The sequence below is a fragment of the Cupriavidus sp. FW216-B1 genome (assembly GCF_058789195.1).
On record NZ_JBYTEL010000010.1, the window covers coordinates 166550 to 190999 of the forward strand.

A 24450-nucleotide genomic window follows, 5' to 3' on the forward strand; every position below is an offset into this window, starting at 1 on the left:
TGGGGTGGCCCCCTGGAAATGCCGGTTCAGTACGTGGGTGGCGCGATCACCCACACCACCACCGCCTCGATCCTGCCGCGATTCGCCCAGCGGAACGGCTCGCGCTCGATGCGGAAACTGTCGCCGGCATTGAGCTCGAAGAAGTGCTCGCCGATCCAGACGTCGAGCCGTCCCTTCACGAGATAGCCCTCTTCCTCCGTATCGCGCAGGCTCGGTTCCAGCAGCATCGCTCCCGGCTCGAACGTGCTGAGGAACGTCTCGAACGAACCGCCGATGTTCGGCGACAGCAGTTCTTCGACAAGGCCGTCCGTGACGGTGCCCAGCCGCCGCCGCGAGCCGGCGCGCTGGACCCGCCCCACTTCCGCGGCCGGCTTCGATTCGCTCACGAAGAACCAGCCGAGCGGCACCCCCAGCGTCAGCGCCACCCGCTTGAGGTCCGAGATGGACATTTCGGCGCGCCCTCTTTCCAGCTGGCTCATGAAGCTCGTCGAGCGGCCCGCCGCTCCGGCGAGGTCCGCCAGGGTCTTCCCCCTGGCCTTGCGCAGCTTGCGAATCTCCGCGCCCAGCGCAGCGGTATCCAGCACGGGCCCGTCGGCCTGTTCAACGACATTCATGGCTTGCGGATGTTCTGGCATGGTTCGTTCGAGCCCCACGGAGAGAGCCACCCTGAATTTTTCCATTTTTTCGGATGGAAAAATTCTACTCCATTTTTTTACCCACAAAGATTCCTGGCGCCTTCCCGACGTCTGCCCGCTCGATTCGCGCCCGGCCGCCAGGCCTCGCCTCGGTCACATTCGCCGGATCACAAGGCGCCGTGCGCCAGCAGATATTCGTCGAACTCGGCGGCAAAGGCGTAGGCCAGCTTCGACATCGGCCGGTCGTGCGGATGGAAGACCGCGAAGTGATAGGCCAGCGGCGGCGAGAACGGGCGCACGAGCAGCGCATCCGATTTCATGTCCTCGGCGCTGATCGGGTCCACCAGCGCGACGCCGACGCCGCGCGCCGCGAGCGAGATCGCGCTGGCGAAGTAGTCGCACTCGGCGACGATGCGCAGGTGCGCGCCCGCCTCGTCGAACACCTTGCTGGCGCCCAGCTGGGCGGCATGGCCCCGGAACATGCCGATGAAGGGCGTGCCGTCGAGCAGGCGCGGGGTGAGCACGGGATGCTTCGCCAGCGGATTGTCACGGTGCAGCACCGCCACGAACGACATCTGGTAGCGATTGACGGCGACCAGCGGATGCTCGACCGGCAGCTCGGCCACGGCGAGGTCGAATGCGCGCGAGGGGATGAGGTCGCGCACGCCCTGCGACTGGCGCGAGATCAGCTTGACCGTGACGCCCGGCCGCGTCGCCACGAAGCGCGCGATGACCGGAGGCAGCCAGGAAATGCTCGGCCCCGGGTGGCTGGCGATGGTGAGCGAGCCGGCCCGGGTTTCGTGGATGTCGTGCGCCGTGCGCGACAGCTGGGCGTGCCGGTCCAGCACCTCGGCGACCTCCCCGACCAGCGCGATGGCTTCGGCCGTCGGCGTCAGCCGGCGGTGCTCGCGAACGAACAGCGCATAGCCCACGGCCTCTTCCAGTTTGTTGAGCAGGGTGCTGACGGCGGGCTGGCTGATGCCCAGAACCTGTGCGGCAAGGGTGGCGGAGCCGCGCTCCATGACGGTGCGAAAGACCTCAAGCTGCCTGATTTCGAGCATATCCATATGAATCGATTATGGATTGAAAACCCAGCAAAATCAATGGATCGAAAAACACGGCGCGGCGAGGATGGCACGCAGATTGCAAGGTAGATTCAACTTCAATATGTGAGCCGTGATGACGTCCGACGCAGATTTCCCCAACCTCCTCATGTCGGCCCGCGGCGTCGTCAAGACGTTTCCCGGCGGCAAGCCGGTGCTGCATGGCATCGACTTTTCCGTGGCCCGCGGCGAAGTCGTTTCGCTGATCGGCCCCAGCGGCTCCGGCAAGACGACCCTGCTGCGCTGCCTGGCGATGCTCGAGACGCTGACCGAAGGCGAGGTGTTCGTCGAAGGCCAGCGCGTCGCCTGCCCCAAACCCGGCCGCGACATCGCCCGGGCCGCCAGGGCGGTGCGGGCCGACGTCGGCATGGTGTTCCAGCAGTTCAACCTGTGGCCGCACCTGTCGGTGATGGAAAACGTCATCGAGGCGCTGATCCGCGTGCGCCGCATGGACCGCGACGCCGCCGTGAAAAAGGCCGAGCCGCTGCTCGACAAGGTCGGCCTGCTGGGCAAGCGCGACGAATACCCCAGGCGCCTGTCCGGCGGCCAGCAGCAGCGCGTGGCCATCGCCCGCGCGCTGGCCATGACGCCCAAGATCCTGCTGTTCGACGAGCCCACCTCCGCGCTCGACCCCGAGCTGCGCCAGGAGGTGCTGCTGGTGATGCGCGAGCTGGCCCGCGAGGGCATGACCATGCTGGTGGTCACCCATGAGATGGGCTTCGCCAGCGACGTCTGCTCGCGCGTGGTCTTCATGGATGCCGGGCGCATCGTCGAAGACGCGCCATCGGGCCAGTTCTTTTCCGCGCCCACCACCGAGCGCGCCCGCAGGTTCCTCAGCCAGCTTTCCTCCTGAATTCTTCCGCCCGAATTTCCTACCGAATTTCTTCCCGAAAAGGCTTCGCCATGTCCATCTCCTCCCCAGTCTCCTTCCTGCGCAAGACGGCCCTCGTGCTGCTGGCGGGCGCCGCCGCGCTGTCCGCCGCGCCGGCGTCGGCCCAGCAAACGCAGTCGCGCCTGTTCGAGATCACCAAGAGCAGGAAGCTTCCCGTGTGCATCTACCCGCTGTACTACGCCATCTCCTTTCGCGACACGAAGACCAACGCGCTGACCGGGCTGGACATCGACATGGCCAGGGAGCTGGGCAAGGAGCTCGGCGCCGAGGTCGAGTTCGTCGAGTCCGGCTTCGGCACCTTCATCGCCGACCTGCAATCCAACAAATGCGCGATCGGCATGTTCGCGCTCGGCGTGACCACCAAGCGCGCGCAGGCGGTCGAGTTCAGCAAGCCCTACATGAACGCGTCGGTCTACGGCGTGGTGCGCAAGGGCGGCAAGGTCAAGACCTGGGCCGACATCGACAAGCCCGGCGTCAAGGTGGCGGTCCTCCTGGGCAGCTACATCGAGACCTACATGAAGGGGTACCTGAAGAAGGCCACCATCGTCTCCATCCAGCCGCCGGCGACCCGCGAGGCCGAGCTGTCGGCCAACCGCGCCGACGTGATCCTGGTGGACTACCCGACGGTCCTGCGCGTGAAGCAGGAGTTCGACTGGGCCCAGAGCGTGGAGCCGCCGAAAAAGCTGGCCCCGACCCCGGTCGCCTATGCCATTCCGCAGGGCGACCAGATCTGGCTGAACTTCGTCAACCAGTTCATCGACATCACCAAGATGGACGGGCGGCTGGCGGCCATCGCCAGGAAGTACCAGCTCGACGGCAACGTCGCGCCCTGAGGCAAGCCGGCCATGCACTACGCATTCCGCTGGGATGTCATCCCCAACAACCTGGACTTCCTGCTCTCCGGCCTCGGCCAGACGCTGCTGATCTGCGCGTGCACGCTGCTCGCCTCCATCTTCGGCGGGCTGGCCATCGCGCTGCTGGACATGTCGCGCCACCGCGCCCTGCGCTGGTTCGGCATGGGCTTTGGCGAGGTCATCCGCAACACGCCGATCCTGGTGCAGATCCTGTGGGTGTACTACGTGCTGCCGATGGTGTTCGACATCTCCATCGACGCCCTGCCGGCCGCCATCATCGCGCTCTCGGTCTACTCCTCGGCGTTCCTGTCGGAGGCGTACCGGGCCGGCATCCAGGCGGTGCCGCTGGGCCAGCGGGAGTCGGCGCTCGTGCTGGGCATGAGCCCCTGGCACACCTTCCACCGCATCGTGCTGCCGCAGGCGGTGCGGCTGACCCTGCCGGCCATCGCGGCCAACTTCGTGCAGCTCATCAAGTACTCGTCGCTGGCCTCGGTGATCTCGGTCAGCGAGATCACGCGGCGGGGCATGGAGCTGTCCGCCACCGCCTTCCGGCCGCTGGAGATCTTCACCTTCATCGCCGTCGTCTATTTCGTCATCTGCTGGCCGCTGGCCATGGCCATCCGGCTCTGGGAACGGCGCCTCGCGCATCAATGAACATGCAAAATCAATCGGAAATCCAGGCTGCCCAAGCGCTGGAGAGCGAACTGCTCGCCGCCGTCGCGGCGCGCCGGGACCTGCTGGTCGACATGACCCGCGCGCTGGTGGCGGCGGCGTCGCCCAATCCCCCGGGCGACGTGTCCGCCGCGGCGCACGCGGCCTTCGGCCTGCTGAGCGCGATCCCGGGCGTGGCGATCTCGCGCCACGAGACCGCGCCCGGCATCGTCAACCTGGTGGCCCGCATCGACAGCGGCAAGCCCGGGCGCCGGCTGGTGTTCAACGGGCACCTGGACACCTTCCCCATCGGCGAGGACCTCGGCTGGACCGTCCCGCCGCTGGGCGGCGTGGTGCGCAACGGGCGCCTGTACGGCCGCGGCGTGTCGGACATGAAGGCCGGCATCGCCGCGTCCATCGCCGCCGCCACGGTGCTGGCCGAGCGCCGCGGCGACTGGTGCGGCGAGGCCGTCGTGACCCTCGCCGGCGACGAGGAAAGCATGGGCGTCCTCGGCACCCAGTGGCTGCTGGACAACGTGCCCGAAGGCCGCGGCGACGTCATGGTCAGCGGCGACGTGGGCTCCCCGCTGGTGGTTCGCTTCGGCGAGAAGGGCCTGTTCTGGATCGAGATCAGCGCCACCGGCGAGCCGGCCCACGGCGCCCACGTGCACAAGGGCGTCAATGCCATCGACCGGCTGCGCGTCGCGCTGGACGCGGTCAAGCGGCTGGAGTCGCTGGCCGTCGACGCGCCCGCCGAGATCGGGGCGGCCATCGCGGTGGCGGCCCCCGTGTCCGAGCCGATGTCGGGGGCCGGCGAGAGCGAGGTGCTGCAGCGTGTCACCGTGAACATCGGCACCATCGACGGCGGCGTCTCGCCCAACCTCGTGCCCACGCTGGCCCGGGCGCAGGGAGACATCCGCCTGCCGGTCGGCGTCAGCACGCGGCAGGTCATCGAGTGCCTGGACCAGTGGCTGGGTCCGATGGAAGGCGTCAGCTGGAAGGTGGTCCAGCGCTACGAGCCGAGCTTCACTTCACCGGACCACGAAATCGTCCGGCGCGCCTTGTCGGCATCCGCGCGGGTGACGGGCGGCGCGCCGGTGGCCAACATGCGCGTGGGCGCCTCGGATGCGCGCCTGTACCGCGCGGCCGGCGTGCCGACCGTCGTGCTGGGCTGCACGCCGCATGGCATGGGCGGGCCCGACGAGCACGTCTACATCGACGAGCTGGTGAGCGTCGCGCAGATCCACACGCTGATCGCGTTCGGCTACCTGGGCCAGGCCGCCGCGGCATAGCCGCTGCCGCGGCCGGGGGCGGCACGAACCGCGGTCCCCGCTACTGCGGCGCCAGCGGCACCAGCTCCACCCGCTCCCGGCTCTCCTTCTCCACCGCCTTGCGCGAATAGACCAGCGGGAAATACTCGCCCCTGGCCCACAGCGGCGCGAGGTCGCGGTAGTGCGGGCTGGCCGGGTTGCCCGACTGGCCCGGCGTGTTGATCACGCGCGAGGCGTCCCAGTTGCCCACGTCCAGCACCATGCGGAACGACGCGCCGGCGGTGAGCTGGAAATCGCTGTTGCGATAGCTGGTGTTCATCGGCGTGAAGGACGAGCCTCCGATGGGGCCGGCGTTGACGTCGTAGCGCTGGCGCGCGGCCGCGTCGAGGATCGGGTGCAGCGGGTGGTCGAACACGGCGGCGTGCAGCTTGCCCCATTGCCAGGCCCTGGGGTCGGGGCCAAGCTTGCGCTCCACCTCGGTCATGGCGCTCTTGAGCGAGCTCACGATGGCCTCGTTGCGGCGCTCCAGCGGCATCCACGGCTCGGGCCGCTCGAGCACCGCCAGCACGCGGCTGGCGTCGCCGTAGCCGGCCAGGCGCGCGCCGTCCGGCGAGAGCGCCGCGCGCACCACGGCCGGGCGCAGGTACTTGCTGAACCACACCTCGAACAGCGCCGCCGGCGCGCTGTCGGCGCGTTCGTTGCCGTCCCAGCCGCGCAGCAGGTCGAGGCCGCGCTGCGCCTGCGCGTCGTCGCTGCGCACGTTGGCCAGCACGGCCACCGCGCGCAGCGCGGGCAGCGAGACGGTGTCGTTCTGCCAGGCCATGCTGTCGGCCAGCGACGAATGCGCGTTGGCCGCGACCAGGCTCTTGAGCCGGCGCGCGCGCGCGGTGTCGCTCCACTCGTAGCCGATGCCGAGCCGGGCGGCGGGATGCCTGGGCGGGATGTTGTTCTCGTTGGCCGTCACCACGTAGCCCGCGCTCGGGTTGAAGGCCCACGGCAGCTCGTCCATGTTGCGGTAGCCGGCCCATTCGTAGCGGCCGTCGCCGGGCACCGGCATGAGGCCGTCCCAGTTCGGGCGGATCGGCGTCAGGCCGCCGGGCAGCCAGCCGATGTTGCCGTCGCGGTCGGCGTAGACCTGGTTCTCGCCGGGCGCGCCCCAGCGGTTCATGGCGGCGCGGAACTGGTCCCAGTTCTGGGCGCGCATGTAGTCCATCGAGCCGAAGTACGGCGCCATGCCGAAGTCCAGCCACGCGGCGCGCAGCACGTAGGCGCGGCCGCTCTTGGCGTCGGCGTACAGCACCGGGCCGTGGCGGGTGAAGTCGATGCCGACCTTGCGCGGCGCGGCCTCGCCCTTGACGGCGATGTCCTCGGTCACGGTCTCCATCGGCTCCCAGCGGCCGCGGTAGCGGTACTCGCGCGGCTGCGCCGGGTTGGTCTCGTAGACGTAGAGGTCTTCCTGGTCCATGTAGAAGCGCGTCAGGCCGAAGCCCACGGTGTCGTTGTGGCCGATCGAGATGCCGGGCAGGAACGGCTCGCCGGCGCCGATCACGGACAGGCCGGGCGCGTTCAGGTGGCTGATGTAGCGCAGGCTCGGCGCGCCCTGCGCGCGGTGCGGGTCGTTGGCCAGGATCGGGCGGCCGGTGGCGGTGCGCGCGCCGGCGATGACCCAGTTGTTGGAGCCGAGGCTGCGCGCGGTGTCGCTGTTGCCGTCGAGCACCGCGTAGAGCGCCTCGTGCGGGATGTCGCCGGCCGCGGCCGAGGTCCACCACTCCTTGGGAAAGCGCGGCGCGGCGGTGGCCAGGTCGTAGGCGCGGCGCAGCTCGGCCACCGGCAGCGCGCACGGGTCCAGGCCCTCGGGCAGCCGGGGCGTGACCGGCGGGTCCAGCTCGCGGCGCACCCAGTCGGCGCGCACCGCGTCGGGCTTCACGTGGCAGTAGATCTGCGCGCGGTCGATCTCGCCGGTGAGGTTGAGCGTGAGGCCGTGGTGGCGGATGCGCACGATGTCCTCGGCGCGCCAGCGCGCGGGCTTGTAGTTGAGGATGCGGAATTCGGGCGGCAGCAGCTCGGGGCGCGCCTCGGTCTGCGCCACGAAGGCGTTCACGCCGGCCACGAAGGCCTCGGCCACGCGCTTGGCGTCGGAGCCGTAGGCCAGCCACTCGCGGTACATGTCGCCGCGGAACAGCACCGCGCGCGCCATGCGGTCGCCTTCCACGTAGGCCGCGCCGAAGTCCTTCGCCATCTCGCCCAGGCCGCGCTTGCGCCACAGGTCGATCTGCCAGAGGCGGTCGCGCGCGGCCATGAAGCCCTGCACGTAGAAGGCGTCGTACAGCGTGCCCGCGTAGATGTGCGGCACGCCCCAGCGGTCGATCAGGATGCTGGCCGGCTTCTCCAGCCCGGCCACCTGGTAGCGCTCGGTGCCGGATGCCGCGGCCGCGTTGTTGGCCGCCGCCGGCACGGCCTGCGCGGCGCCGGCGCCCAGGACGGCACTCAGGCCAAGGACGGCGGCAAGGCGGCGGGCACGGCGGACCATCTGGAATCTCCTCGGAATGGCGGGAACTGCATGCGGGGCGGCGCGCCCGGCGCGCGGCGAAATGTCGCCAAGGATAGCGGAAGACGGCACGCGCGGGCGAAATCCGGCGCGGTGCCGGGCCCGCGCGGCAGGCCCCGGCGGGCCTTGCGCGCGGCTTGTGCGCGGCTTGTGCGCGATGTTTTATCCCGCAAAACTTTGATGCAGCGCAGAATGACGCCCCGCGTCCGGGCGTCTATAACCTGGGAACCGGTTTCACTCCCCGAAACTACCCATCCCGGAGCCTGTGCGTGACGGTCCCCACGACCTCCCTCCAGAAAGCCTGCAAGCTGCTGCGCGCGCTGTCCGACCCGCGCAATACGCGGCTGACCGACCTCGCCGCGGTCACGGGCGTGGACAAGGCTTCGGCGCTGCGCCTGCTGGACACGCTGGCGGCGGAGGGTTTCATCGCGCGCGACGCCGACACCAAGGCATTCTCGCTCGGCCCCGAATGGCTGGCGCTGCGCGCGACCAGCGTGCGCCGCATCGACCCGCGCGCCGCCGCGCGGCCCGCGCTGATCCGGCTGGCGCAGGCGTTCGAGGACACTGCCATCCTGTCGGTGCCGAGCGGCTGCGAGTCGGTCTGCCTGGAGCTGCGCCCGGGCACCTTCCCGATCCGCGCCAACTATCTCGACGTGGGCAGCCGCCGTCCGCTCGGCGTGGGCGCCGGCAGCCTGGCGCTGCTGGCGGCGCTGCCCGATGCCGAGGTGGAAGCCACCGTGCGCGCCATCGCGCCGGCGCTGCGGCGCTATCCGCGCATCGACGGCGCGCTGCTGCTGCGCGAGGTGCAGGCCACGCGCGCGCGCGGCTACGCGGTGCTGCTCGACGTGGTGGTGGAGCGCATGGGTGGCATCGCCATCGCGCTGCCCGGCCCGGACGGCCACCCGCTCGGCGCCATCAGCATCGCCGCGCTCAACGAGCGCATCACCGAACGCGAGCCGGCGCTGGCGCGCGCGCTGCGGCGCGAGGCCGAGGCCGTGTGCGCGGCCTGGCTGCCGGCGGCGCAGGGCGGCCCGGCCGGATCATCCACCGCGCGGCGGCCACGCAAGGCCGGCGCCGCGCGCGTCCAACCACAACCGGAGGCATAGCGCATGCGCTGGAAACAACGACCGCAGGGATCCAACTGGGGCGATTTCGGGCCCGACGACCAGCTTGGCCGCGTCAACCTGATCGGCCCCGAGCAGGTCCGCAAGGGCGCGCTCGAGGTGCAGGCCGGGCTGTCGTTCTGCCTGTCGCTGCCGCTCGACTACCCGGGCGGCAACAAGCTCAACCCGCGCCGCCACCCGCCGGTGCTGCGCCCGACCTTCCGCGACGACATCCCCTACGTGAACTTCCCGCTGGCCAAGGTCGATGCCGCCGCCACCGACGTCATCAGCGACGACCAGGTGCTGCTGTCGCTGCAATACTCCACGCAGTGGGACTCGCTCGCGCACGTGGGCGCGCTGTTCGACGCCGACGGCGACGGCCGCGCCGAGCGCGTCTACTACAACGGCTACCGCGCCAACGAGCACATCGTCGGCCCGGTGGACTACGCCGAGGACGACCATTTCGCCGCGCACGCCTGCGGCCACGAGCACAGCGAGGCGCGCGCGCTCGGCATCGAGAACTTCGCCGTGAAGGGCATGCAGGGCCGCGGCGCGCTGGCGGACCTGGCGCACCACTACGGGCTGGACTTCCGCAACGTCGGCTACGACGACCTGATGCGCGTGCTCGAAGCCGACCGCGTGGAGGTGGAGCGCGGCGACATGCTGCTGCTGCGCACCGGCTTCGCCGAGGTGGTGCTGTCGATGCGGCGCGAGCCCGACGAGAACGTGCTGCACCACGCCTGCTGCGCGCTCGACGGCCGCGACAACCGCCTGCTGAACTGGATCACCGATTCCGGCATCGCCGCGCTGATCGCCGACAACTACGCGGTGGAGCGCTACCCGGCGCTGCCCGCGCCGGCCGGCGAGACGCACCACCCGCTGCTGCCGCTGCACCATCACTGCCTGTTCAAGCTCGGCCTGCCGCTGGGCGAACTGTGGTACCTGCAGGAGCTGGCCGCCTGGCTGCGCGCCAACCGGCGCGCGCGCTTCCTGCTCACGGCGCCGCCGCTGCGGCTGCCGGGCGCGGTGGGCTCGCCCGCCACGCCGATCGCGACGGTCTGACCGGACCCGCGCCTCAAGAAATCAAGAAAAAACGGGCCATGCAGGCCCCACGCTGGAGGAGACAACCATGAACCGCAACCATCCGTGGCTGCGCCGGCCGCTCGGCGCGCTGGCGCTGGCCGCCGCCCTGCTGTGCGGCGCCGGCCAGGCCGTGGCGCAAGCCGCCAAACCCGGCATTTCCGACGACGAAGTCAAGATCGGCCTGATCCTCGACATGAGCGGCCTGTATGCCGACGTGACCGGGCGCGGCAGCGCCGTGGCCGCGCAGATGGCCATCGACGACTTCGGCGGCAAGGTGCTCGGCAAGAAGATCGAGCTGGTCGTGACCGACCACCAGAACAAGGCCGACATCGCCGCCAGCAAGGCGCGCGAGTGGTTCGACACCGGCCACGTCGACGCCATCCTCGACGTGGCGGCCTCCGCGCCCGCGCTGGCGGTGCTGGAAGTGGCCAGGCAGAAGAACCGCATCGTGGTGTTCTCCGGTCCCGGCACCGAGCGCATCACCAACGACCTGTGCACGCCGGTGTCGGTGCACTACGCCTACGACACCTACGCGCTGGCCAACTCCACCGCGCGCGCGGTGGTGCAGCGCGGCGGCAAGACCTGGTTCTTCCTGACCGCCGACTATGCCTTCGGCCACACGCTGCAGGAGTCCGCCACCGCCGTCATCAACGAGACCGGCGGCAAGGTGCTGGGCGCGGCGCGCCACCCGATCGGCGCCAGCGACTTCGCCTCCTACCTGCTGCAGGCGCAGGCCAGCAAGGCGCAGGTGGTGGGCCTGGCCAACGCCGGCGGCGACTCGGTCAACGCCATCAAGGCCGCCAGCGAGTTCGGCCTGACCCGCGGCGGCAACCAGCGCATGGCCGGGCTGCTGCTGTACATCAACGACATCCACGCCATCGGCCTGAAGACCGCCTCCGGGCTGCTGCTGACCGAAGGCTTCTACTGGGACATGAACGACGCCACGCGCGCATGGTCGCGCCGCTACTTCGACAAGCTCAGGAAGATGCCGAACATGAGCCAGGCCGGCACCTACTCCTCCGTCATGCACTACCTCAAGGCCATCCAGGCCGCCGGCACCGACGAGACCGCCGCCGTGATGAAGCAGATGAAGGCCATGCCGATCAACGACTTCTTCGCGAAGAACGGCCGCATCCGCGAGGACGGCCGCATGATCCACGACATGTACCTGTTCGAGGTCAAGACGCCGGCCGAGTCCAAGTACCCGTGGGACTACTACAAGCTGCTGGCCACGGTGCCGGGCGACCAGGCCTTCATCCCGCCGGCCAGGTCGCAATGCCCGCTGATGAAGCGCTGAACGGAACGCCCATGCTCAATCCCGCTTACCTGCGCGGCGCCGGCAATACGCGCTTCGGCCGCATCGAAGGCAGCACGCCGCTGACGCTGATGGCCGCCGCCACCGATGCCGCGCTGGCCGACGCCGGCCTGGCGCGCGCCGACATCGACGGCGTGCTGTGCGGCTACGCCACCACGCTGCCGCACCTGATGCTGGCCACGCGCTTCTGCGAGTACGCCTCGCTCGATCCCGCCTACGCGCACGGCGTGGCCTCGGGCGGCGCCACCGGCGGCGTGATGGCCATGCTGGCGCGCGAGCTGGTGCGCGCCGGGCGCTGCCGCCACGTGCTGGTGGTGGCGGGCGAGAACCGCCTGAGCGGCCAGAGCCGCGACCAGTCCATCCAGACCCTGGCCCAGGTCGGCGAGCCGGAGATGGAGGTGCCCAACGGCGCCTCGGTGCCGGCGTACTACGCGCTGCTGGCCTCGCGCTACCTGTTCGAGACCGGCCTGCGCGCGGACGACCTGAGCGGCTTCGCGGTGCTGATGCGCGAGCACGCGGCCGGGCATCCCGACGCCCACCTGCGCGAGCCGATGACGCCGGAGGCGGCGCGCGCCGCCCGGCCCATCGCCTCGCCGCTGCGGCTGTCGGACTGCTGCCCGATCTCCGACGGCGCGGTGGCGGTGGTGATCTCCGCCGAGCCCGGCGGCGGCCGGCCGGTGCGCATCGCCGGCGCCGGGCAGGCGCACCGCCACCAGCACCTGAGCACGCTCGACAGCGTGCTCGCCACCGGCGCGGCCGACGCGGCGCGGCGCGCGCTCGGCGAAGCCGGCAGCACGGTCGCGGAGGTCGACTACCTGGCGATCTACGACTCCTTCACCATCACGCTGGCCATGCTGCTCGAGGAACTCGGCGTGGCGGGGCGCGGCGAATCGCCCGGGCGGCTGGCCGCCGGCGACTTCGGCCGCCACGGCGCACTGCCGCTCAACACGCACGGCGGGCTGCTCGCGTTCGGCCACTCGGGCGTGGCGGGCGGGCTGATGCATCTTGCCGAAGCCGGGCGGCAGCTCGCGGGCAAGGCCGGCGCGCGGCAACTCCCGCCGCGCAGGCGCGCGCTGTTCCACGCGGACGGCGGCGTGCTGTCGTCGCACGTGAGCCTGGTGCTGGAGGCGCAATGACCACGCCACTCGCCAGTCCCCTTGTCTTCTCCCCCACTTCGCGGGAGAGGGAAGCAAACCCCCTGCAACGCACGGCGCCATCGCGGAACCAGCCATGACCACCGACCAAGCCGACCATCCCTACCAGTCCGGCCTCGATGCCGGCATCGTGCGCTACCAGGCCTGCGACGACTGCGGCGCGTGGCAGCCCTTGCAGCGCCACGCCTGCCGCGCGTGCGGCGGCACGCGCCTGGGCTGGCGCGACGCGGCGGGCACCGCCACCATCCACTCGGTGACGGAGGTCGCGCGCGCGCCGACCGATGCGTTCCGCGCGCTGGCGCCCTACACGCTGGTGCTGGCCACGCTCGACGAAGGCCCGCGCGTGATGGCGCATGCCGAGCCCGGCGTGGCCATCGGCGAGCGCGTGCGCGCCGGTTTCCTGCGGCACGGCGAACACACCTTGCTGCGCTTCCTGCGCGAATAGCACGCGGCGCGCGCCGGCCGGCGCGCGGCGCTTCCATCACAACCGAGGAGACCGACATGAACCGAACCTTGCCGCTTCGGCGGCCCGCGCTCGCCCTGCTGGCGGGCGCCATCGCCCTCTCGGGCGCATTGCCCGCGCCGCCGGCGCGGGCGCAGGCCTGGCCCGCCAGGCCGGTGCGGCTGATCGTGCCCTACCCGCCGGGCGGCCCCACCGACATCGTGGCGCGCGTGGTCGGGCAGAAGCTGGCCGACCAGCTCAAACAGCCGGTGGTGGTGGAGAACCGCCCCGGCGCGGGCGGCAACATCGGCGCGGAAGCGACCGCCAAGTCGGCGCCCGACGGCTACACGCTGCTGGTGGCCACCACCGCGCACGCGATCAACATGACGCTGTTCAGCAAGCCCGGCTACAGCACGCAGAAGGATTTCGCGCCGGTCTCGCTGCTCACGCGCGGGCCGCTGGTGCTGGTGACGGCGCCGGCCACGCCGGCCGGCAGCGTGGCCGAGCTGATCGCGCTGGCCAAGGCAAAGCCGGGACAGGTCAGCTTCGCCAGCTCGGGCAACGGGCAGTCCACCCATCTTGCCGCCGAGCTGTTCAACAGCATGGCGGGCACGCGCATGACCCACGTGCCGTACAAGGGCAGCGCGCCCGCGCTGACCGACGTGATGGGCGGGCAGGCCACGGTGATGTTCGACACCATGCTCTCGGCCATGCCGTTCGTGCGCGACGGCCGGCTCAAGGCGCTGGCGATCACGGGCGCGGCGCGCTCGCCCGCCGCGCCCGACCTTCCCACCGTGGCGCAGGCCGGCCTGCCCGGCTACGAGGCCACCGCGTGGAATGCGCTGCTGGCGCCGGCCGGCACGCCGCCCGCGGTGGTCGGCGCGCTCAGCAGCGCGCTCAAGACCGTGCTGGAGCAGGACGATGTGCGCGCCAAGTTCGCCACGCAGGGCTTTGCCGCCGAGTGGACCTCGCCCGCCGCCACCGGCCAGTTCCTCGCCCGCGAAATCGACAAATGGGGCAAGGTGGTCAAGGCCTCCGGCGCCACCATCGACTGACTCTTTCGCTTCTCTTTGCTGCCACGCCGCAATCCACCATGAACCAGACCCTGCAAGCCCTGCTGGCGCCGCGCTCGATCGCGGTGATCGGCGCCTCCGACCACATCCACAAGATCGGCGGCCGGCCCATCTACTACATGCGCGAGCACGGCTACGCCGGCAAGCTCTATCCGGTCAACCCGCAGCGCGACACCATCCAGGGCCTGCCCGCGTTCGCCTCGCTCGACGCGCTGCCCGAGGTGCCCGAACTGGCCATCATCGTGGTGGGCGGCGAGGCGGCCGTCGCCGCCGTGCGCGACTGCGCGCGCCTGGGCGTGGCCGCGGCCATCGTCATCGCCTCGGGCTTCGGCGAGGCCGGCGCGGAAGGCCGCCGCCAGCAGGACGAAATGGTGCGCGTGGCCGCCGGCGCCGGGCTGCGCCTGGTCGGCCCCAACAGCCAGGGGCTGGCCAACTTCGGCACCGGCACCATCGCCAGCTTCTCCACCATGTTCATCGAGGTGCCGCCGCAGGACGGCCCGGTGGCCGTGGTCAGCCAGAGCGGCGGCGTGTGCGCGATGGTCTACGGCCTGCTGCGCGGGCAGGGCATCGGCGTGCGCCACATGCACGCCACCGGCAACGAGGCCGACCTCACCGTCAGCGAACTGGCGCTGGCCGTGGCGCACGACCCCGACGTGAAGCTGATCCTGCTGTACCTGGAAAGCCTGACCGACCCCGCCGTGCTGGCCGAGGCCGCGGCGGTGGCGCGCCGGCGCGGCGTGCCGATGGTGGCGGTGAAGGCCGGGCGCTCCAGCGCGGGCCAGCGCGCGGCGGCCTCGCACACCGGCGCCATCGCCAACGAGGACCGCGCGGTGGGCGCCTTCCTGGCGCGCCACGGCATCTTCCGCGTCGACGACGCGCACGCGCTGGCGCGCTGCGCGCCGCTCTACCTGCGCGGCTGGCAGGCCGCCGGGCGCCGGCTGGTGGTGGTCAGCAACTCGGGCGCGAGCTGCGTGATGGCCGCCGACGCCGCCGAGCCGCTCGGCCTCGCGCTGGCGCCGCTGTCGGCCGCCACCCAGGCCGCGCTGGCCGAGCGCCTGCCCGGCTTCGCCGCCACCGCCAACCCGGTCGACGTGACCGCCGCGCTGCTGACCAACAGCGGCCTGTTCGGCGACGTGCTGCCGGTGGTCGCCGCCGACCCCGCCGCCGATCTGGTGCTGCTCGACATCCCGGTGGCGGGCATGGGCTACGACCTGCCGCGCTTCGCGCGCGACGCCGCCGGCTTTGCCGACAGCGCCGGCAAGCCGATCGCCGTGGCCGCGTGGCAGGCGCCGGTGGCGGCCGCGTTCCGCGCCGCAGGGGTGCCCACCTACGCCAGCGCGGCCGACGCGCTGGCCGCCTTCGCGCAACTGGCCACGCACCAGCGGCAGTTGCGCGAGACCGCGCAGGAAGACGGCGCGGCGGCCGCGCACCGGCCGCCCGCGCGCGCCAGGGCCCGCGCGGCGGCGAACACACCGGCGCAAACCCTCAGCGAAGCCGCCAGCCTGGCGCGCCTGGCCGCGGCCGGCATCCCGGTGGTGGCCCACAAGCTGTGCCACGGCGTGGACGAAGCGGTGGCGGCCTGGCGCGAATTGAAAGGCCCGGTGGCCGTCAAGGCCAGCTCGCCGCAGGTGCCGCACAAGAGCGAGCACGGCCTGGTGGCGCTCAACTGCAACGACGAGCACGCCGTCGCGCACGCCTACATCGTCCAGACCGACATCCTGCGCAAGATGGGCGCCGCCTGCGAAGGCGTGGTGGTCGCGCGCATGGAGCGCGGCCAGCGCGAATGCATGGTCGGCGCGCACTGGGACCCGGTGTTCGGGCCGGTGGTGGTGGTCGGCGACGGCGGCAAGTACGTCGAGGTGCTGCGCGACACCGCCGTGCTGCTCGCGCCCTGCAGCGAAGCCGCGGTGGCGCGCGCCGTGGCCGGCCTGCGCATCGCGCCGCTGCTGGCCGGCGTGCGCGGCGAGAGCGCCGTGGACGTGGCCGCGCTGTGCCGGATCGCCGCGCGCGTCGGCCGGTTGATGCACGAGGCCGGCGGCGCCATCCGCGCGCTCGACCTCAACCCGGTGATGGTGAGCGCGGGCGGGGCGGTGGTGGTGGACGCGCTGATGGAGGTGGCGGGCTGAGGCGCGATGCGGGCGGCAGGCCCGCATCGGAGCAATCCGATTCCGGCCATTGTCAAATGCGAACAGACCGGATTTTCCGTTGCTTGCCGCGTGCATCGGGCCGCGTCCGCTCATTAGAATGAGCGGACGATTCAGTCCGGATGCACGCAATGGAATTCACCGCCGGGGAAGTTCCCCACCAACTCATCCTGTTCGGCCCGCCGGGCACGAGCAAGAGCCATACCGCGCTGCACGTGCTGGCCGGCGTGCTGGGCGTGGACAAGGACGACATCTTCCCCGTCACCTTCCACCCCGAGTTCGGCTACGGCGATTTCGTCGCCAGGCTGATGCCCATGTCGCGCCACGACGGCGGAGTCAGCCGGATCGAATACAGCGTTCACGCCGGGCCCTTCATCGAGGCGCTGGGCCGGGCATACGCGGCGCCCGACAGGAAGATCCTGCTGCTGATCGACGAGATCAACCGCGGCAACTGCGCCGAGATCTTCGGCGACGTGTTCCAGCTGCTCGACCGCAATGACGATGCCTGGTCCAGCTACGAGGTGATGGCGTCCGAGATCGTCATGCAGGCGCTGCGCGACAAGTTCGACGGCGCCGGCAGCGGCGACGGCAACCTCGCGGCCGTGTACGGGAAGAAGAAGCTGCGCCTGCCGCCGAATCTCCATCTCGTCGGCACCATGAATTCGAGCGACGAATCGGTGTATTTCATGGACACGGCATTCAAGCGGCGCTGGCACTTCCAGTTCGTGCCCGTGGATTTTGCCACGGTGCCGGCAACGCAGAAGGCCGCGCTGCTGGAAAACGGCACCATGCCGGCGCCGGACTGGGAGGCGTTTCTCACCGCGCTCAACCGCTTCATCGTGGCCAAATGCCAGGCGGCCAAGCTCGACGACAAGCTGGTCGGGCCGTGGTTCATCAAGGCGCGCAGCGCGGGGCGGCTGGTGGACAAGTATCCGGCCGCGCTAGGCGAACTGAAGGTGCTGGCGCCCAAGGTGACGACGCTGCGCAGGGGTGCCGACTTTAGCCGCGCCTTCGACGAGCAATTCCATGCGTTTGCGGAACAGCTCCCCCAGCCAATGCGCGACGCCGTGCTGGAATTCGCCCGCTACGAGAACCAGGAGGTGCGCAAGATCGGCAGGATCCCGTTCAATCTGGAGTCCGCTTACTACTACGCGCGGGAAACGAAGCCCGCGACGATGGAAGACGGCCAGCTCGTCATCGAGGATTTCGTCGAGGCGCTGGGCCAGCTCGCGCTGGCGCCCCGCATCAGCCGCCACGACATCGCCGGCAAGCTGTGCCTGTACCTGTGGGACAACGTGTTCGACCGCGACCGCCGCCCGCTGTGCGAGGTGATCGGCTGCGGCCGGGAAGCGCTGCGCACCTTCGGCGATTTCGCCGGCAAGGTGGACGCCTTCGTGGGCGGGATCATGCGCGACTACGGCGAGCGGCCGGAGACGGCCGCCGCCGCCGGCGCCACGAGCGCCAGCAACGACGAAGACCGCGGGAACGACGAGGACGGCGAGGACGGCGAGGCGGAAGCGGCGGCCGATGCTTGATTTCTCCACGCTGACGGTCGAGGCGGCCGGCGGCTACGTCGGGCTGGAGCGCAGGCAGGGCCGGGCCGTGCTGCGCCTGCCGTACCACCTGTCGCACCTGGAGCGCGAGCCGGTGCGCGCGCTGGCGATGCTCTACAAGGTGCTCGGCGTGTTCAGGACCACGGACAAGGCGGCCGGGCGGCTGGCGCCCGTGGACGGCATCGAGCACAACGGCGCTTCGGCCCGGGGCACGCGGGACGAAGGCGTGTCGTTCCATGACACGCTGGGGCTGGAGGCGCTGTTCCAGGCCTTCGATCCGCTCGGCCTGCTGAGCCTGGTCGAGCGGCGCGGGCGCACCAGCCGCGTCGACTACGGCAAGCTCCACCGGCATCTGCATCGCGCCGTCTATCTCGACGACGGCGCGCCGTTCGTCGAATACGCGAGCGGCCCGCGCCGCGAGCTGCGGCTGGCCGCGCACGATCTGGTCGGGCTGTACTGCTTCGTCGCCGGCGATTTCTACACCGGCTTCCTCGGCCTCGCGCCCGGGCAGGCATGGGGCGACTTCAGCGGCGAGGCGCTGGCGCAGGCCGCCGATTTCCGCCACCGCTTCCTGCACGCGGACAGCGGCCTGTTCGGCGGCGACGCCTTCGTCGCCACCGACACGCGCGAGCGCCTGCGCGAGATCCTCTTCCGCATCGAGCGGCAGACCCCGTTCAAGAGCCAGGTCTTCCTCACGCTGTTCGACGGCCTGCGCCGCTACCTCGAGCAGGGCTGGCTGGCCGACCGCGACGACGGCATGGTGTGGGGCATCGGGGATTTCTGGTCGGTGTGGGAGTCGGCCTGCCTGGCGCACGCGCTCGCGCGGCATGCGCCCGGGGACATCTTCACCTGCGACTACCAGCACCTGCCCGCGGCATTGCTCACACGCGAGCGCGAGCAGGCGTGGCAGGCCAGCCGCGAGGCGGTCTTCGCGCGGAACGAATACCGGCGCCGCCCGGACCTGGTGGTGCGGCGGGACGGCGGCTATCGCATCGCCGACTTCAAATACTATGCGGAGCTTGCCGCGCGCCGGCCGAAGCCGGACGGCGCCGCGTCGGCCAGGCAGGTGGCGGACTTCGACAATATCGAGCTCTACGGGCTGCTGCTGCGCGACCATCTGCATCGCACCGGCCAGCCCGGCGCGGCGCGGGTGGCGCTGGAATTCTGGCTACCGGCGGCGGCGCGCCACGAGCGCGCCTTCACGCGCGCGCCGGCGTGGTCGCCGCCGCTGCGCGTGGTGGGCCAGCCCGTCGCGGCGCTGCTGGACGACTACGCGAAGCTGTTCCGCGTGCAGCCCGCGCGGCGGTAGCCGCGCGCGGCGTCAATACACGTCGCGCCGGTAGCGGCCTTCCTCGCCCAGGCGCAGCAGCGCCTCCTCGCCCAGCACTTCGGCCAGCGCGTCGTTGACGCCGCCGGCCATGCCCTTGAGGCTGCCGCACACGTAGATGGCGGCGCCGTCTTCCACCCACTCGCGCAGCGTGCCGGCGTGGGCGCGCACGGCGTCCTGCACGTAGCGCAGCGCGCCGCCGTCGCGCGAGTAGACCAGGTCCATGCGCTCCAGCACGCCGCCCGCCTGCCACGCGGCGAGTTCGCCGTGGTGGAAGGCGTCGTGCTGCGCGGTGCGCTCGCCGAACAGCAGCCAGTTGCGGTGGCGGCCGGCGGCGGCGCGCGCCTTGAGGTGGGCGCGCAGGCCGGCCAGCCCGGTGCCGTTGCCGATCAGGATCAGCGGGCGGTCGTCGGCGGGCGGGTGGAAGCCGCGGTTGGCGCGGATGCGCAGCGCGATGGCGGCGCCGGGCGCGGCGTGCTCGGTCAGCCAGCCGGAGGCGAGGCCGAGGCGGCCGTCGTCGTGGCGGGTCTGGCGCACCAGCAGTTCGAGGCGGCCGTCGGCCGGCAGCGAGGCGATCGAGTATTCGCGGTGCGGCAGCGGCGGCAGCGTGTCGACCAGCCGCTGCGGCGCCACGCCGGCGAGCGCGGCGAGGTGCGGCTCGGGCAGCACGATGCGGGTGGCGAGCGCCTGCGCCAGCGTGGCGTCGGCGCCGTCGCAGCGCACCGGCGTGGCGCCGTCGAGCCTGAGCTTGCCGAGCACGCGCGCGACCTCGGCCGGCGACAGGCGCGGGCCGATCTCGGCGATGTCGCCGGCCTGCCAGCCCGGCGCGGGCGCGCCGGCGGGCGGCGCCAGGGCGAGGTGGAAGGCCGGCGCGCCGGGGCTGCCGGCGTTGAGCAGGCGGCGCTCGGCCAGTTGCCAGTCGGCGTAGCGCGGCTTGTCCCAGTCGGCGATCTCGACGCCGCCGCCGAGCGCGCTGAGGTGGTTCTGCCAGTGGCGCAGCGCGCCGGGGTCGCCGTTGTCGACTTCCACCATGTCGAACAGCGCCTGCGCGTGCTGGCGCTGCAGCCACGCCGAGAGCGCGTGGCCGAAGGCGCAGAAGCTGGCGTAGCTGCGGTCGCCGAGCGCGAGGATGCCGTAGCGCAGCTCGCGCAGGCCGCCCGCGCCGGCGGCGGCGCTCAGGCGGCGCGCGAAGCCGGCGGCGCTGTCGGGCGCGTCGCCCTCGCCGGTGGTGCTGACCACGAACAGCACCTGCGGGCAGCGGGCCAGGCGCCCGGCTTCCACCTGGTCGAAGGACAGGCATTGCGCGGGCACGCCGGCGTCCTGCATCGCCTGCGCGGTGTGCTGCGCGACCTGCCCGCCAAACCCGCTCTGGCTGGCGTAGATCACCAGCGTGGCGCCTTCGCGCGGCGCCGGCAGCGCCCGCGCCAGGCGCGCGCGGTGCCGGCCGATCACGGCGGTGCTCAGGCCGAGGTAGGCCAGCGCCACGCCGGCCGCCATGCCGGCGCGGCTGGGGGCAAGGAAACCCAGCGCGATGCCGGCCAGCCCGGCCGCCGCGCCGAGCGCGATCGCGGCGCGCAGCACGCGGAGCCGCCGGGTGGCGCGGCTGGCGCTGTCGGCGCCGTCCGCGCCGTCGGCGGGATGGCGCCGGGGCGGCGCGCCAGCGGGCGCGTCGATCGGCAGGGAGGAGGCGCTATCGGGCGTGGTCATGCCAGCATGGCCGCGAAGGCCGGGGAGAGTCGTTCATCGAAGCCGCCGCTGCGGCGGACCAGGAAGCGCGCGGCCAGCGCGTGGCGGCGCGCGAACACCATGCCGGCTTCGGGGCCGAGCACGGTCAGCGCGGTGGACAGCGCGTCGGCCATCATGCATTGCGCATGGAGCACCGTGACCGAGGCCAGCGCGTGGCTGGCGGGATAGCCGGTGCGCGGGTCGAGCGTGTGGGCATAGCGGCGCCCGCCGCTGTCGAAATAGCGCCGGTAGTCGCCCGAGGTGGCCACGGCCAGGCCGTGCAGCGCGACCAGCGTGGCGGTGGTGCCCGCCGAGGTCTCGGCGGGCGGCGTTTCGAGCTCGACCCACCACGGCAGGCCGTCGGGCTTGACGCCGTGGCCGCGCAGCTCGCCGCCGACTTCCACGAGGTGGCTGGCGACGCCCTGCGCGTCCAGGTAGCGCGACACCGCGTCGACGCCGAAACCCTTGGCGATGGCGCAGAAATCCAGCCGCACGCCGCCGGGCTGGCGCGCGCGGCGGTGCCGCGCGTCGAGCGCGATGCGCTGCCAGCCGCACCGCGCGCGCGCCTGCTCGATCTCGGCCAGCGCCGGCGCCGTGTCGCGGCGCGGCGCCGGGCCGAAGCCCCACAGGTCGACCAGCGGGCCGGCGCTGGGGTCGTAGGCGCCGCCGCTGTCGCGCGCCACCTGCAGCGCGGCCTGCAGCACGGCGAAGCAGTCTTCGGGCAGCGCCTGCCAGGTGCCAGGCGCGGCGCGGTTGAAGCGGCTGAGGTCGGAGCCGGCTTCCCAGTTGCTCATCTGCGCGACCACCTGCGCCAGCACCGCGCGGATGCCGGCGCCGAGCGCGGCGGCGTCCGGCGCGCGCGCCGGCGCGGCCCACGCCACCGACCACGTGGTGCCCATGCTCTCGCCGTGCAGCCGCTGCACGCGCGCGGCGGCATCGGGCGCGGGCGGCGCCGCGCCGAGCGAAACGGGAATCAGGACACGCTGCATGCGGGTGAACTTGCTCGAGACGGGACTGCGAAAAACGCAAAAAGCCCGCTGGGGGCCTGTGGCTTGCGCGGGTCGCCGGACTTGCGCCGGGCGGCCCGCTCGGGCGGGGCGCTGCTTACTGCGGCAGCACTTCCACGGTGGCCGCGTAGCTGGCGCGGCGGATCTTGGCTTCCTTGACGGCGGCCTTGTCGTCGCGCACCTCGGCTTCCATCCAGTACATGCCCGGCGCCGGCCACTTGACGCTGAACTTGCCGTCGGCGTCGGTGGTGAGCGCGATCTCCTGCAACTGGTCGCGGTAGCGGATGCCGCCCGGCACCACGGCCACCTTGACGTTGGCGGCGGGCTTGCCGTCGAGCAGCAGGCGGAAGCTGGCGGCGTCGCCGGCGACGAGGTCGTTCGGGTGCGTGACCGGCGCCAGCTCGAGGCCGACGCCGGTGGTCTGCAGCACCCTGGCGCTCGGCTTGCCGGCGGTGACGAAGGCTTCCACGCGGCTGTCGGCCTGCGTCACTTGCAGGTCCTGGGCGCCGGCCGGCACTTCCTTGGCGAAGGTCTCGGCCGTGCCGCGCCAGCGCTTGGTCTGGCCGTTGCCGTCCTTGTAGCTGGCGAACAGGCCGCGGTTGACCACCGCCACCTTGTAGGTGCCGGGCTGGGTCAGGTGCACGTCGAAGGTGCTGCGGTAGCGGCCGGTGCCGGCGTTCTCGACCTTGGCGGCGGCGCCGTCGGGCGCGGTCACGGCGAGGTTGTCCAGGCGCAGCGGGAAATGCTCGAAGTAGAACAGGTCGTTCGACACGGCGGCGTCCACGGTCACCCACGGATCGCTGCCCGACAGCACGGTGGCCGACGGCAGCAGCCACTGGCGGTGGGCGTGGGCGGCCAGCGGCATCAGCGCGGCCAGGGCCAGCGCGGCGGCGCGGACGGACAGTTTGGTGGCGATAGTCTTCATCGTCATGCTCCTAGAAGTGCGGCCAGAGATCGGAAACGGAATAAGGCGGGCGGGCGCGCGGGCGCGTCAGGGCTTGAGGTCGACCGTGACGGTGCCGAGCTCGTGCGCGCCCGCGGCCTTGGCCGAGGCGGCCGCCTTGGGCGGCCACGCGAACGGCACGCGCAGCAGTTCGCGGCCGCCCACTTCGCGCGCGGCCTCGACCACCAGTTGGTAGTCGCCGGCCGGCAGCTTGCCCAGCGGCGCCTTGCCGTCGGTGAAAGTGAGCGTGTGCTCGCCGGCGGCGCGCGTGGCGCCCGAGATGCCGTCGGCCGGCATCTGCATGTCGCGCCCGGCCTTGCGCCACCACTGGCGCATGTCCTTGAGCCACTTGGTGCCTTCGCCGTCCTTGTGCTTGACGTCGTACCAGACCGCCAGCGTGGCGGCCGGGCTCTGGTCGGCGCGCTCGATCCAGATCGAGACGTAGGGCTTGTGGTATTCCGCGACGTTCAGGCGCGGGATCTCGACCTTGACGTTCATTTCGGCCGCCACGGCCGGCGCGGCGAACGGTGCCGCGGCGAGGCCGGTGAGAGTGACGGTGAGCAATCGGCGCATAGCGAAACCTCGTTGTTAGCTGCTGAAGGTGAAGATGGAAAGCGTTGAAAGCGTTGAAAGCGGTTGAATCCGGTTGCGGGCGATGACAGGCGGCTGGAAGGCCCGCGCGTTCAGTGAATGAACAGCAGGGCCAGCACCAGCGGCGCCGCCAGCCCCAGGCCGACCAGCGGCCACGTCGCCATGCGCCCGCCCGCGTGCAGCTTGAGCAGGAACAGCCCGGTGACGCTGAAGATCAGGCAGGCCGCGGCGAACACGTCGAGGAACAGGCTCCAGGCGCGGCCCGTGTTGCGGCCCTTGTGCAGGTCGTTCAGGTAGGAGATCCAGCCGCGGCTGGTCTGCTCGTACTGCGCCTCGCCGCTGTCCAGCGCCAGGCTGACCCAGGCGTCGCCGCCCGGGCGCGGCAGCGCCACGTAGACCTCGTCGCCCGACCACTCGGCCTCGCGGCCGGCGGCGTCGATGTCCAGCGTGCCCGCCAGCCACGCCGCCAGCTGCGGCGGCACCGGGCCCTTGTCGCCATGCTTGACCTGGCGCAGCGCGTCGGTCAGCGCGGCCGGCGCGTTCGCCGTGCGCGTGACCACCTTCGGTTTTGCCTCGATCTGGCCGGCGTGGTTGAGCGTGAATCCGGTCACGGCGAACAGCAGCATGCCGATCAGGCAAAGCGCCGAGCTGATCCAGTGCCACTGATGCAGGTGTTTGAGCCAGAAGGCCCGGCGTTGCTGGCCCGCGCCCAGCGTGGTTTCGGTCATATCGGTGTTCCGGCGCGCGGCAAGCTCCCCGTGCCTTCCTGGGTGGCGCCCGTGGGGCCGCCTCGTCCAGCGTGCGCGCGTCGCGCCGCCATGCAAGGTGACGCTTCAGGCAAACAAGCCGAAAGGATAATGGTTCTCATTTGAAACCGCAATGGCTGGCGGGACAGGATCGGCGACAACCGGATTACAGGAGCTTACAGGGTGCCGGCGAGAACACATCGGGATCGTTTGTGCGGCAGTGCACACTTACCCTGTACCCCGCCGCGAGGCTTGATGCACTTGAGGAAACCACCTAGTCGCGCCGCGTC

At 71.6% G+C, this 24450-nt stretch carries 21 protein-coding genes; 13 read left to right on the forward strand and 8 right to left on the reverse strand.

The window, feature by feature from the left end; all coding sequences use genetic code 11:
- Positions 1-26: 26 nt before the first annotated feature.
- Together AC3WXD_RS21180 and AC3WXD_RS21185 are read right to left on the reverse strand one after the other, a co-directional pair.
- On the reverse strand, positions 27-635 hold the full coding sequence (locus AC3WXD_RS21180; RefSeq protein ID WP_454733938.1) for a helix-turn-helix domain-containing protein: 609 nt from the start codon (positions 633-635) through the stop codon (positions 27-29).
- A gap of 167 nt (positions 636-802) precedes the next feature.
- Positions 803-1696, reverse strand: a complete 894-nt coding sequence (locus AC3WXD_RS21185) for a LysR family transcriptional regulator (RefSeq protein ID WP_063826850.1) — start codon at positions 1694-1696, stop codon at positions 803-805.
- A 118-nt stretch (positions 1697-1814) separates the two neighbouring features.
- Here AC3WXD_RS21185 and AC3WXD_RS21190 point away from each other — a divergent pair, with 118 nt between their 5' ends.
- Genes AC3WXD_RS21190 through AC3WXD_RS21205 form a run of 4 tightly spaced genes read left to right on the forward strand, consistent with a single transcriptional unit; the run spans position 1815 to position 5427 of the window.
- The gene (locus AC3WXD_RS21190; protein ID WP_492324632.1) at positions 1815-2591 is read left to right on the forward strand and encodes an amino acid ABC transporter ATP-binding protein; all 777 of its coding nucleotides are present in this window, start codon (positions 1815-1817) and stop codon (positions 2589-2591) included.
- 50 nt (positions 2592-2641) lie between these two features.
- A complete protein-coding gene (locus tag AC3WXD_RS21195) occupies positions 2642-3463 on the forward strand; it encodes an ABC transporter substrate-binding protein (protein ID WP_020203762.1) in 822 nt (273 codons plus the stop codon).
- Between the two features lie 12 nt (positions 3464-3475).
- Positions 3476-4138 (forward strand): amino acid ABC transporter permease, encoded by a 663-nt coding sequence (locus AC3WXD_RS21200; RefSeq protein ID WP_059411953.1) that lies wholly within the window; start codon positions 3476-3478, stop codon positions 4136-4138.
- 2 nt (positions 4139-4140) lie between these two features.
- Positions 4141-5427 carry a M20/M25/M40 family metallo-hydrolase gene (locus AC3WXD_RS21205; protein ID WP_492324633.1) on the forward strand — a complete coding sequence of 429 codons (1287 nt, stop codon included), beginning with the start codon at positions 4141-4143 and terminating at the stop codon, positions 5425-5427.
- Positions 5428-5467: 40 nt separating this feature from the next.
- Here AC3WXD_RS21205 and AC3WXD_RS21210 read toward each other — a convergent pair whose 3' ends face one another.
- Positions 5468-7936 (reverse strand): penicillin acylase family protein, encoded by a 2469-nt coding sequence (locus AC3WXD_RS21210; protein WP_492324634.1) that lies wholly within the window; start codon positions 7934-7936, stop codon positions 5468-5470.
- 287 nt (positions 7937-8223) lie between these two features.
- Between AC3WXD_RS21210 and AC3WXD_RS21215 the strand changes: the two genes are divergently transcribed.
- The 9 genes from AC3WXD_RS21215 to AC3WXD_RS21255 all read left to right on the forward strand — a co-directional run bounded on the left by AC3WXD_RS21215 (position 8224) and on the right by AC3WXD_RS21255 (position 19130).
- A complete protein-coding gene (locus AC3WXD_RS21215) occupies positions 8224-9060 on the forward strand; it encodes an IclR family transcriptional regulator (protein ID WP_492324635.1) in 837 nt (278 codons plus the stop codon).
- Between the two features lie 3 nt (positions 9061-9063).
- Complete coding sequence (locus AC3WXD_RS21220; RefSeq protein WP_020203767.1) at positions 9064-10119, forward strand: cyclase family protein; 1056 nt, start codon at positions 9064-9066, stop codon at positions 10117-10119.
- Between the two features lie 67 nt (positions 10120-10186).
- Positions 10187-11437 carry an ABC transporter substrate-binding protein gene (locus AC3WXD_RS21225; RefSeq protein ID WP_156173798.1) on the forward strand — a complete coding sequence of 417 codons (1251 nt, stop codon included), beginning with the start codon at positions 10187-10189 and terminating at the stop codon, positions 11435-11437.
- An 11-nt stretch (positions 11438-11448) separates the two neighbouring features.
- Positions 11449-12591: a thiolase family protein gene (locus tag AC3WXD_RS21230; RefSeq protein ID WP_020203769.1), complete on the forward strand. Its 1143-nt coding sequence runs from the start codon at positions 11449-11451 to the stop codon at positions 12589-12591.
- A 94-nt stretch (positions 12592-12685) separates the two neighbouring features.
- Positions 12686-13054, forward strand: a complete 369-nt coding sequence (locus AC3WXD_RS21235) for a Zn-ribbon domain-containing OB-fold protein (RefSeq protein WP_020203770.1) — start codon at positions 12686-12688, stop codon at positions 13052-13054.
- A 56-nt stretch (positions 13055-13110) separates the two neighbouring features.
- Positions 13111-14106 (forward strand): tripartite tricarboxylate transporter substrate binding protein, encoded by a 996-nt coding sequence (locus tag AC3WXD_RS21240; RefSeq protein ID WP_020423824.1) that lies wholly within the window; start codon positions 13111-13113, stop codon positions 14104-14106.
- A 38-nt stretch (positions 14107-14144) separates the two neighbouring features.
- Positions 14145-16250, forward strand: a complete 2106-nt coding sequence (locus tag AC3WXD_RS21245) for an acetate--CoA ligase family protein (RefSeq protein ID WP_492324636.1) — start codon at positions 14145-14147, stop codon at positions 16248-16250.
- A gap of 149 nt (positions 16251-16399) precedes the next feature.
- The gene (locus tag AC3WXD_RS21250; protein ID WP_492324637.1) at positions 16400-17803 is read left to right on the forward strand and encodes an McrB family protein; all 1404 of its coding nucleotides are present in this window, start codon (positions 16400-16402) and stop codon (positions 17801-17803) included.
- The gene (locus tag AC3WXD_RS21255; RefSeq protein ID WP_492324638.1) at positions 17796-19130 is read left to right on the forward strand and encodes a hypothetical protein; all 1335 of its coding nucleotides are present in this window, start codon (positions 17796-17798) and stop codon (positions 19128-19130) included. The genes AC3WXD_RS21250 and AC3WXD_RS21255 overlap by 8 nt, the downstream gene beginning before the upstream one ends.
- A 12-nt stretch (positions 19131-19142) precedes the next feature.
- On the opposite strand, the gene AC3WXD_RS21260 is transcribed toward AC3WXD_RS21255, so the two are convergent.
- The 5 genes from AC3WXD_RS21260 to AC3WXD_RS21280 all read right to left on the reverse strand — a co-directional run bounded on the left by AC3WXD_RS21260 (position 19143) and on the right by AC3WXD_RS21280 (position 24142).
- Positions 19143-20855, reverse strand: coding sequence for a sulfite reductase subunit alpha (locus tag AC3WXD_RS21260; RefSeq protein ID WP_492324639.1), 1713 nt, complete (start codon positions 20853-20855; stop codon positions 19143-19145).
- Complete coding sequence (locus tag AC3WXD_RS21265) at positions 20852-21862, reverse strand: FAD:protein FMN transferase (protein WP_492324640.1); 1011 nt, start codon at positions 21860-21862, stop codon at positions 20852-20854. Before AC3WXD_RS21265 ends, AC3WXD_RS21260 begins: the two co-directional genes overlap by 4 nt.
- Positions 21863-21977: 115 nt before the next feature.
- Positions 21978-22805, reverse strand: coding sequence for a DUF4198 domain-containing protein (locus AC3WXD_RS21270; protein ID WP_492324641.1), 828 nt, complete (start codon positions 22803-22805; stop codon positions 21978-21980).
- A 66-nt stretch (positions 22806-22871) separates the two neighbouring features.
- Positions 22872-23396: a DUF2271 domain-containing protein gene (locus AC3WXD_RS21275; protein ID WP_029043772.1), complete on the reverse strand. Its 525-nt coding sequence runs from the start codon at positions 23394-23396 to the stop codon at positions 22872-22874.
- Positions 23397-23506: 110 nt separating this feature from the next.
- Positions 23507-24142: a PepSY-associated TM helix domain-containing protein gene (locus AC3WXD_RS21280; RefSeq protein WP_059411961.1), complete on the reverse strand. Its 636-nt coding sequence runs from the start codon at positions 24140-24142 to the stop codon at positions 23507-23509.
- Positions 24143-24450 lie beyond the last annotated feature (308 nt).

Bases quoted from the DNA above. Each gene is read 5' to 3' on its own strand.
- AC3WXD_RS21180 (WP_454733938.1), bottom strand. From the start codon at position 635: ATGCCAGAACATCCGCAAGCCATGAATGTCGTTGAACAGGCCGACGGG.
- AC3WXD_RS21185 (WP_063826850.1), bottom strand. From the start codon at position 1,696: ATGCTCGAAATCAGGCAGCTTGAGGTCTTTCGCACCGTCATGGAGCGC.
- AC3WXD_RS21190 (WP_492324632.1), top strand. From the start codon at position 1,815: ATGACGTCCGACGCAGATTTCCCCAACCTCCTCATGTCGGCCCGCGGC.
- AC3WXD_RS21195 (WP_020203762.1), top strand. From the start codon at position 2,642: ATGTCCATCTCCTCCCCAGTCTCCTTCCTGCGCAAGACGGCCCTCGTG.
- AC3WXD_RS21200 (WP_059411953.1), top strand. From the start codon at position 3,476: ATGCACTACGCATTCCGCTGGGATGTCATCCCCAACAACCTGGACTTC.
- AC3WXD_RS21205 (WP_492324633.1), top strand. From the start codon at position 4,141: ATGCAAAATCAATCGGAAATCCAGGCTGCCCAAGCGCTGGAGAGCGAA.
- AC3WXD_RS21210 (WP_492324634.1), bottom strand. From the start codon at position 7,936: ATGGTCCGCCGTGCCCGCCGCCTTGCCGCCGTCCTTGGCCTGAGTGCC.
- AC3WXD_RS21220 (WP_020203767.1), top strand. From the start codon at position 9,064: ATGCGCTGGAAACAACGACCGCAGGGATCCAACTGGGGCGATTTCGGG.
- AC3WXD_RS21225 (WP_156173798.1), top strand. From the start codon at position 10,187: ATGAACCGCAACCATCCGTGGCTGCGCCGGCCGCTCGGCGCGCTGGCG.
- AC3WXD_RS21230 (WP_020203769.1), top strand. From the start codon at position 11,449: ATGCTCAATCCCGCTTACCTGCGCGGCGCCGGCAATACGCGCTTCGGC.
- AC3WXD_RS21235 (WP_020203770.1), top strand. From the start codon at position 12,686: ATGACCACCGACCAAGCCGACCATCCCTACCAGTCCGGCCTCGATGCC.
- AC3WXD_RS21240 (WP_020423824.1), top strand. From the start codon at position 13,111: ATGAACCGAACCTTGCCGCTTCGGCGGCCCGCGCTCGCCCTGCTGGCG.
- AC3WXD_RS21245 (WP_492324636.1), top strand. From the start codon at position 14,145: ATGAACCAGACCCTGCAAGCCCTGCTGGCGCCGCGCTCGATCGCGGTG.
- AC3WXD_RS21250 (WP_492324637.1), top strand. From the start codon at position 16,400: ATGGAATTCACCGCCGGGGAAGTTCCCCACCAACTCATCCTGTTCGGC.
- AC3WXD_RS21255 (WP_492324638.1), top strand. From the start codon at position 17,796: ATGCTTGATTTCTCCACGCTGACGGTCGAGGCGGCCGGCGGCTACGTC.
- AC3WXD_RS21260 (WP_492324639.1), bottom strand. From the start codon at position 20,855: ATGACCACGCCCGATAGCGCCTCCTCCCTGCCGATCGACGCGCCCGCT.
- AC3WXD_RS21265 (WP_492324640.1), bottom strand. From the start codon at position 21,862: ATGCAGCGTGTCCTGATTCCCGTTTCGCTCGGCGCGGCGCCGCCCGCG.
- AC3WXD_RS21270 (WP_492324641.1), bottom strand. From the start codon at position 22,805: ATGAAGACTATCGCCACCAAACTGTCCGTCCGCGCCGCCGCGCTGGCC.
- AC3WXD_RS21275 (WP_029043772.1), bottom strand. From the start codon at position 23,396: ATGCGCCGATTGCTCACCGTCACTCTCACCGGCCTCGCCGCGGCACCG.
- AC3WXD_RS21280 (WP_059411961.1), bottom strand. From the start codon at position 24,142: ATGACCGAAACCACGCTGGGCGCGGGCCAGCAACGCCGGGCCTTCTGG.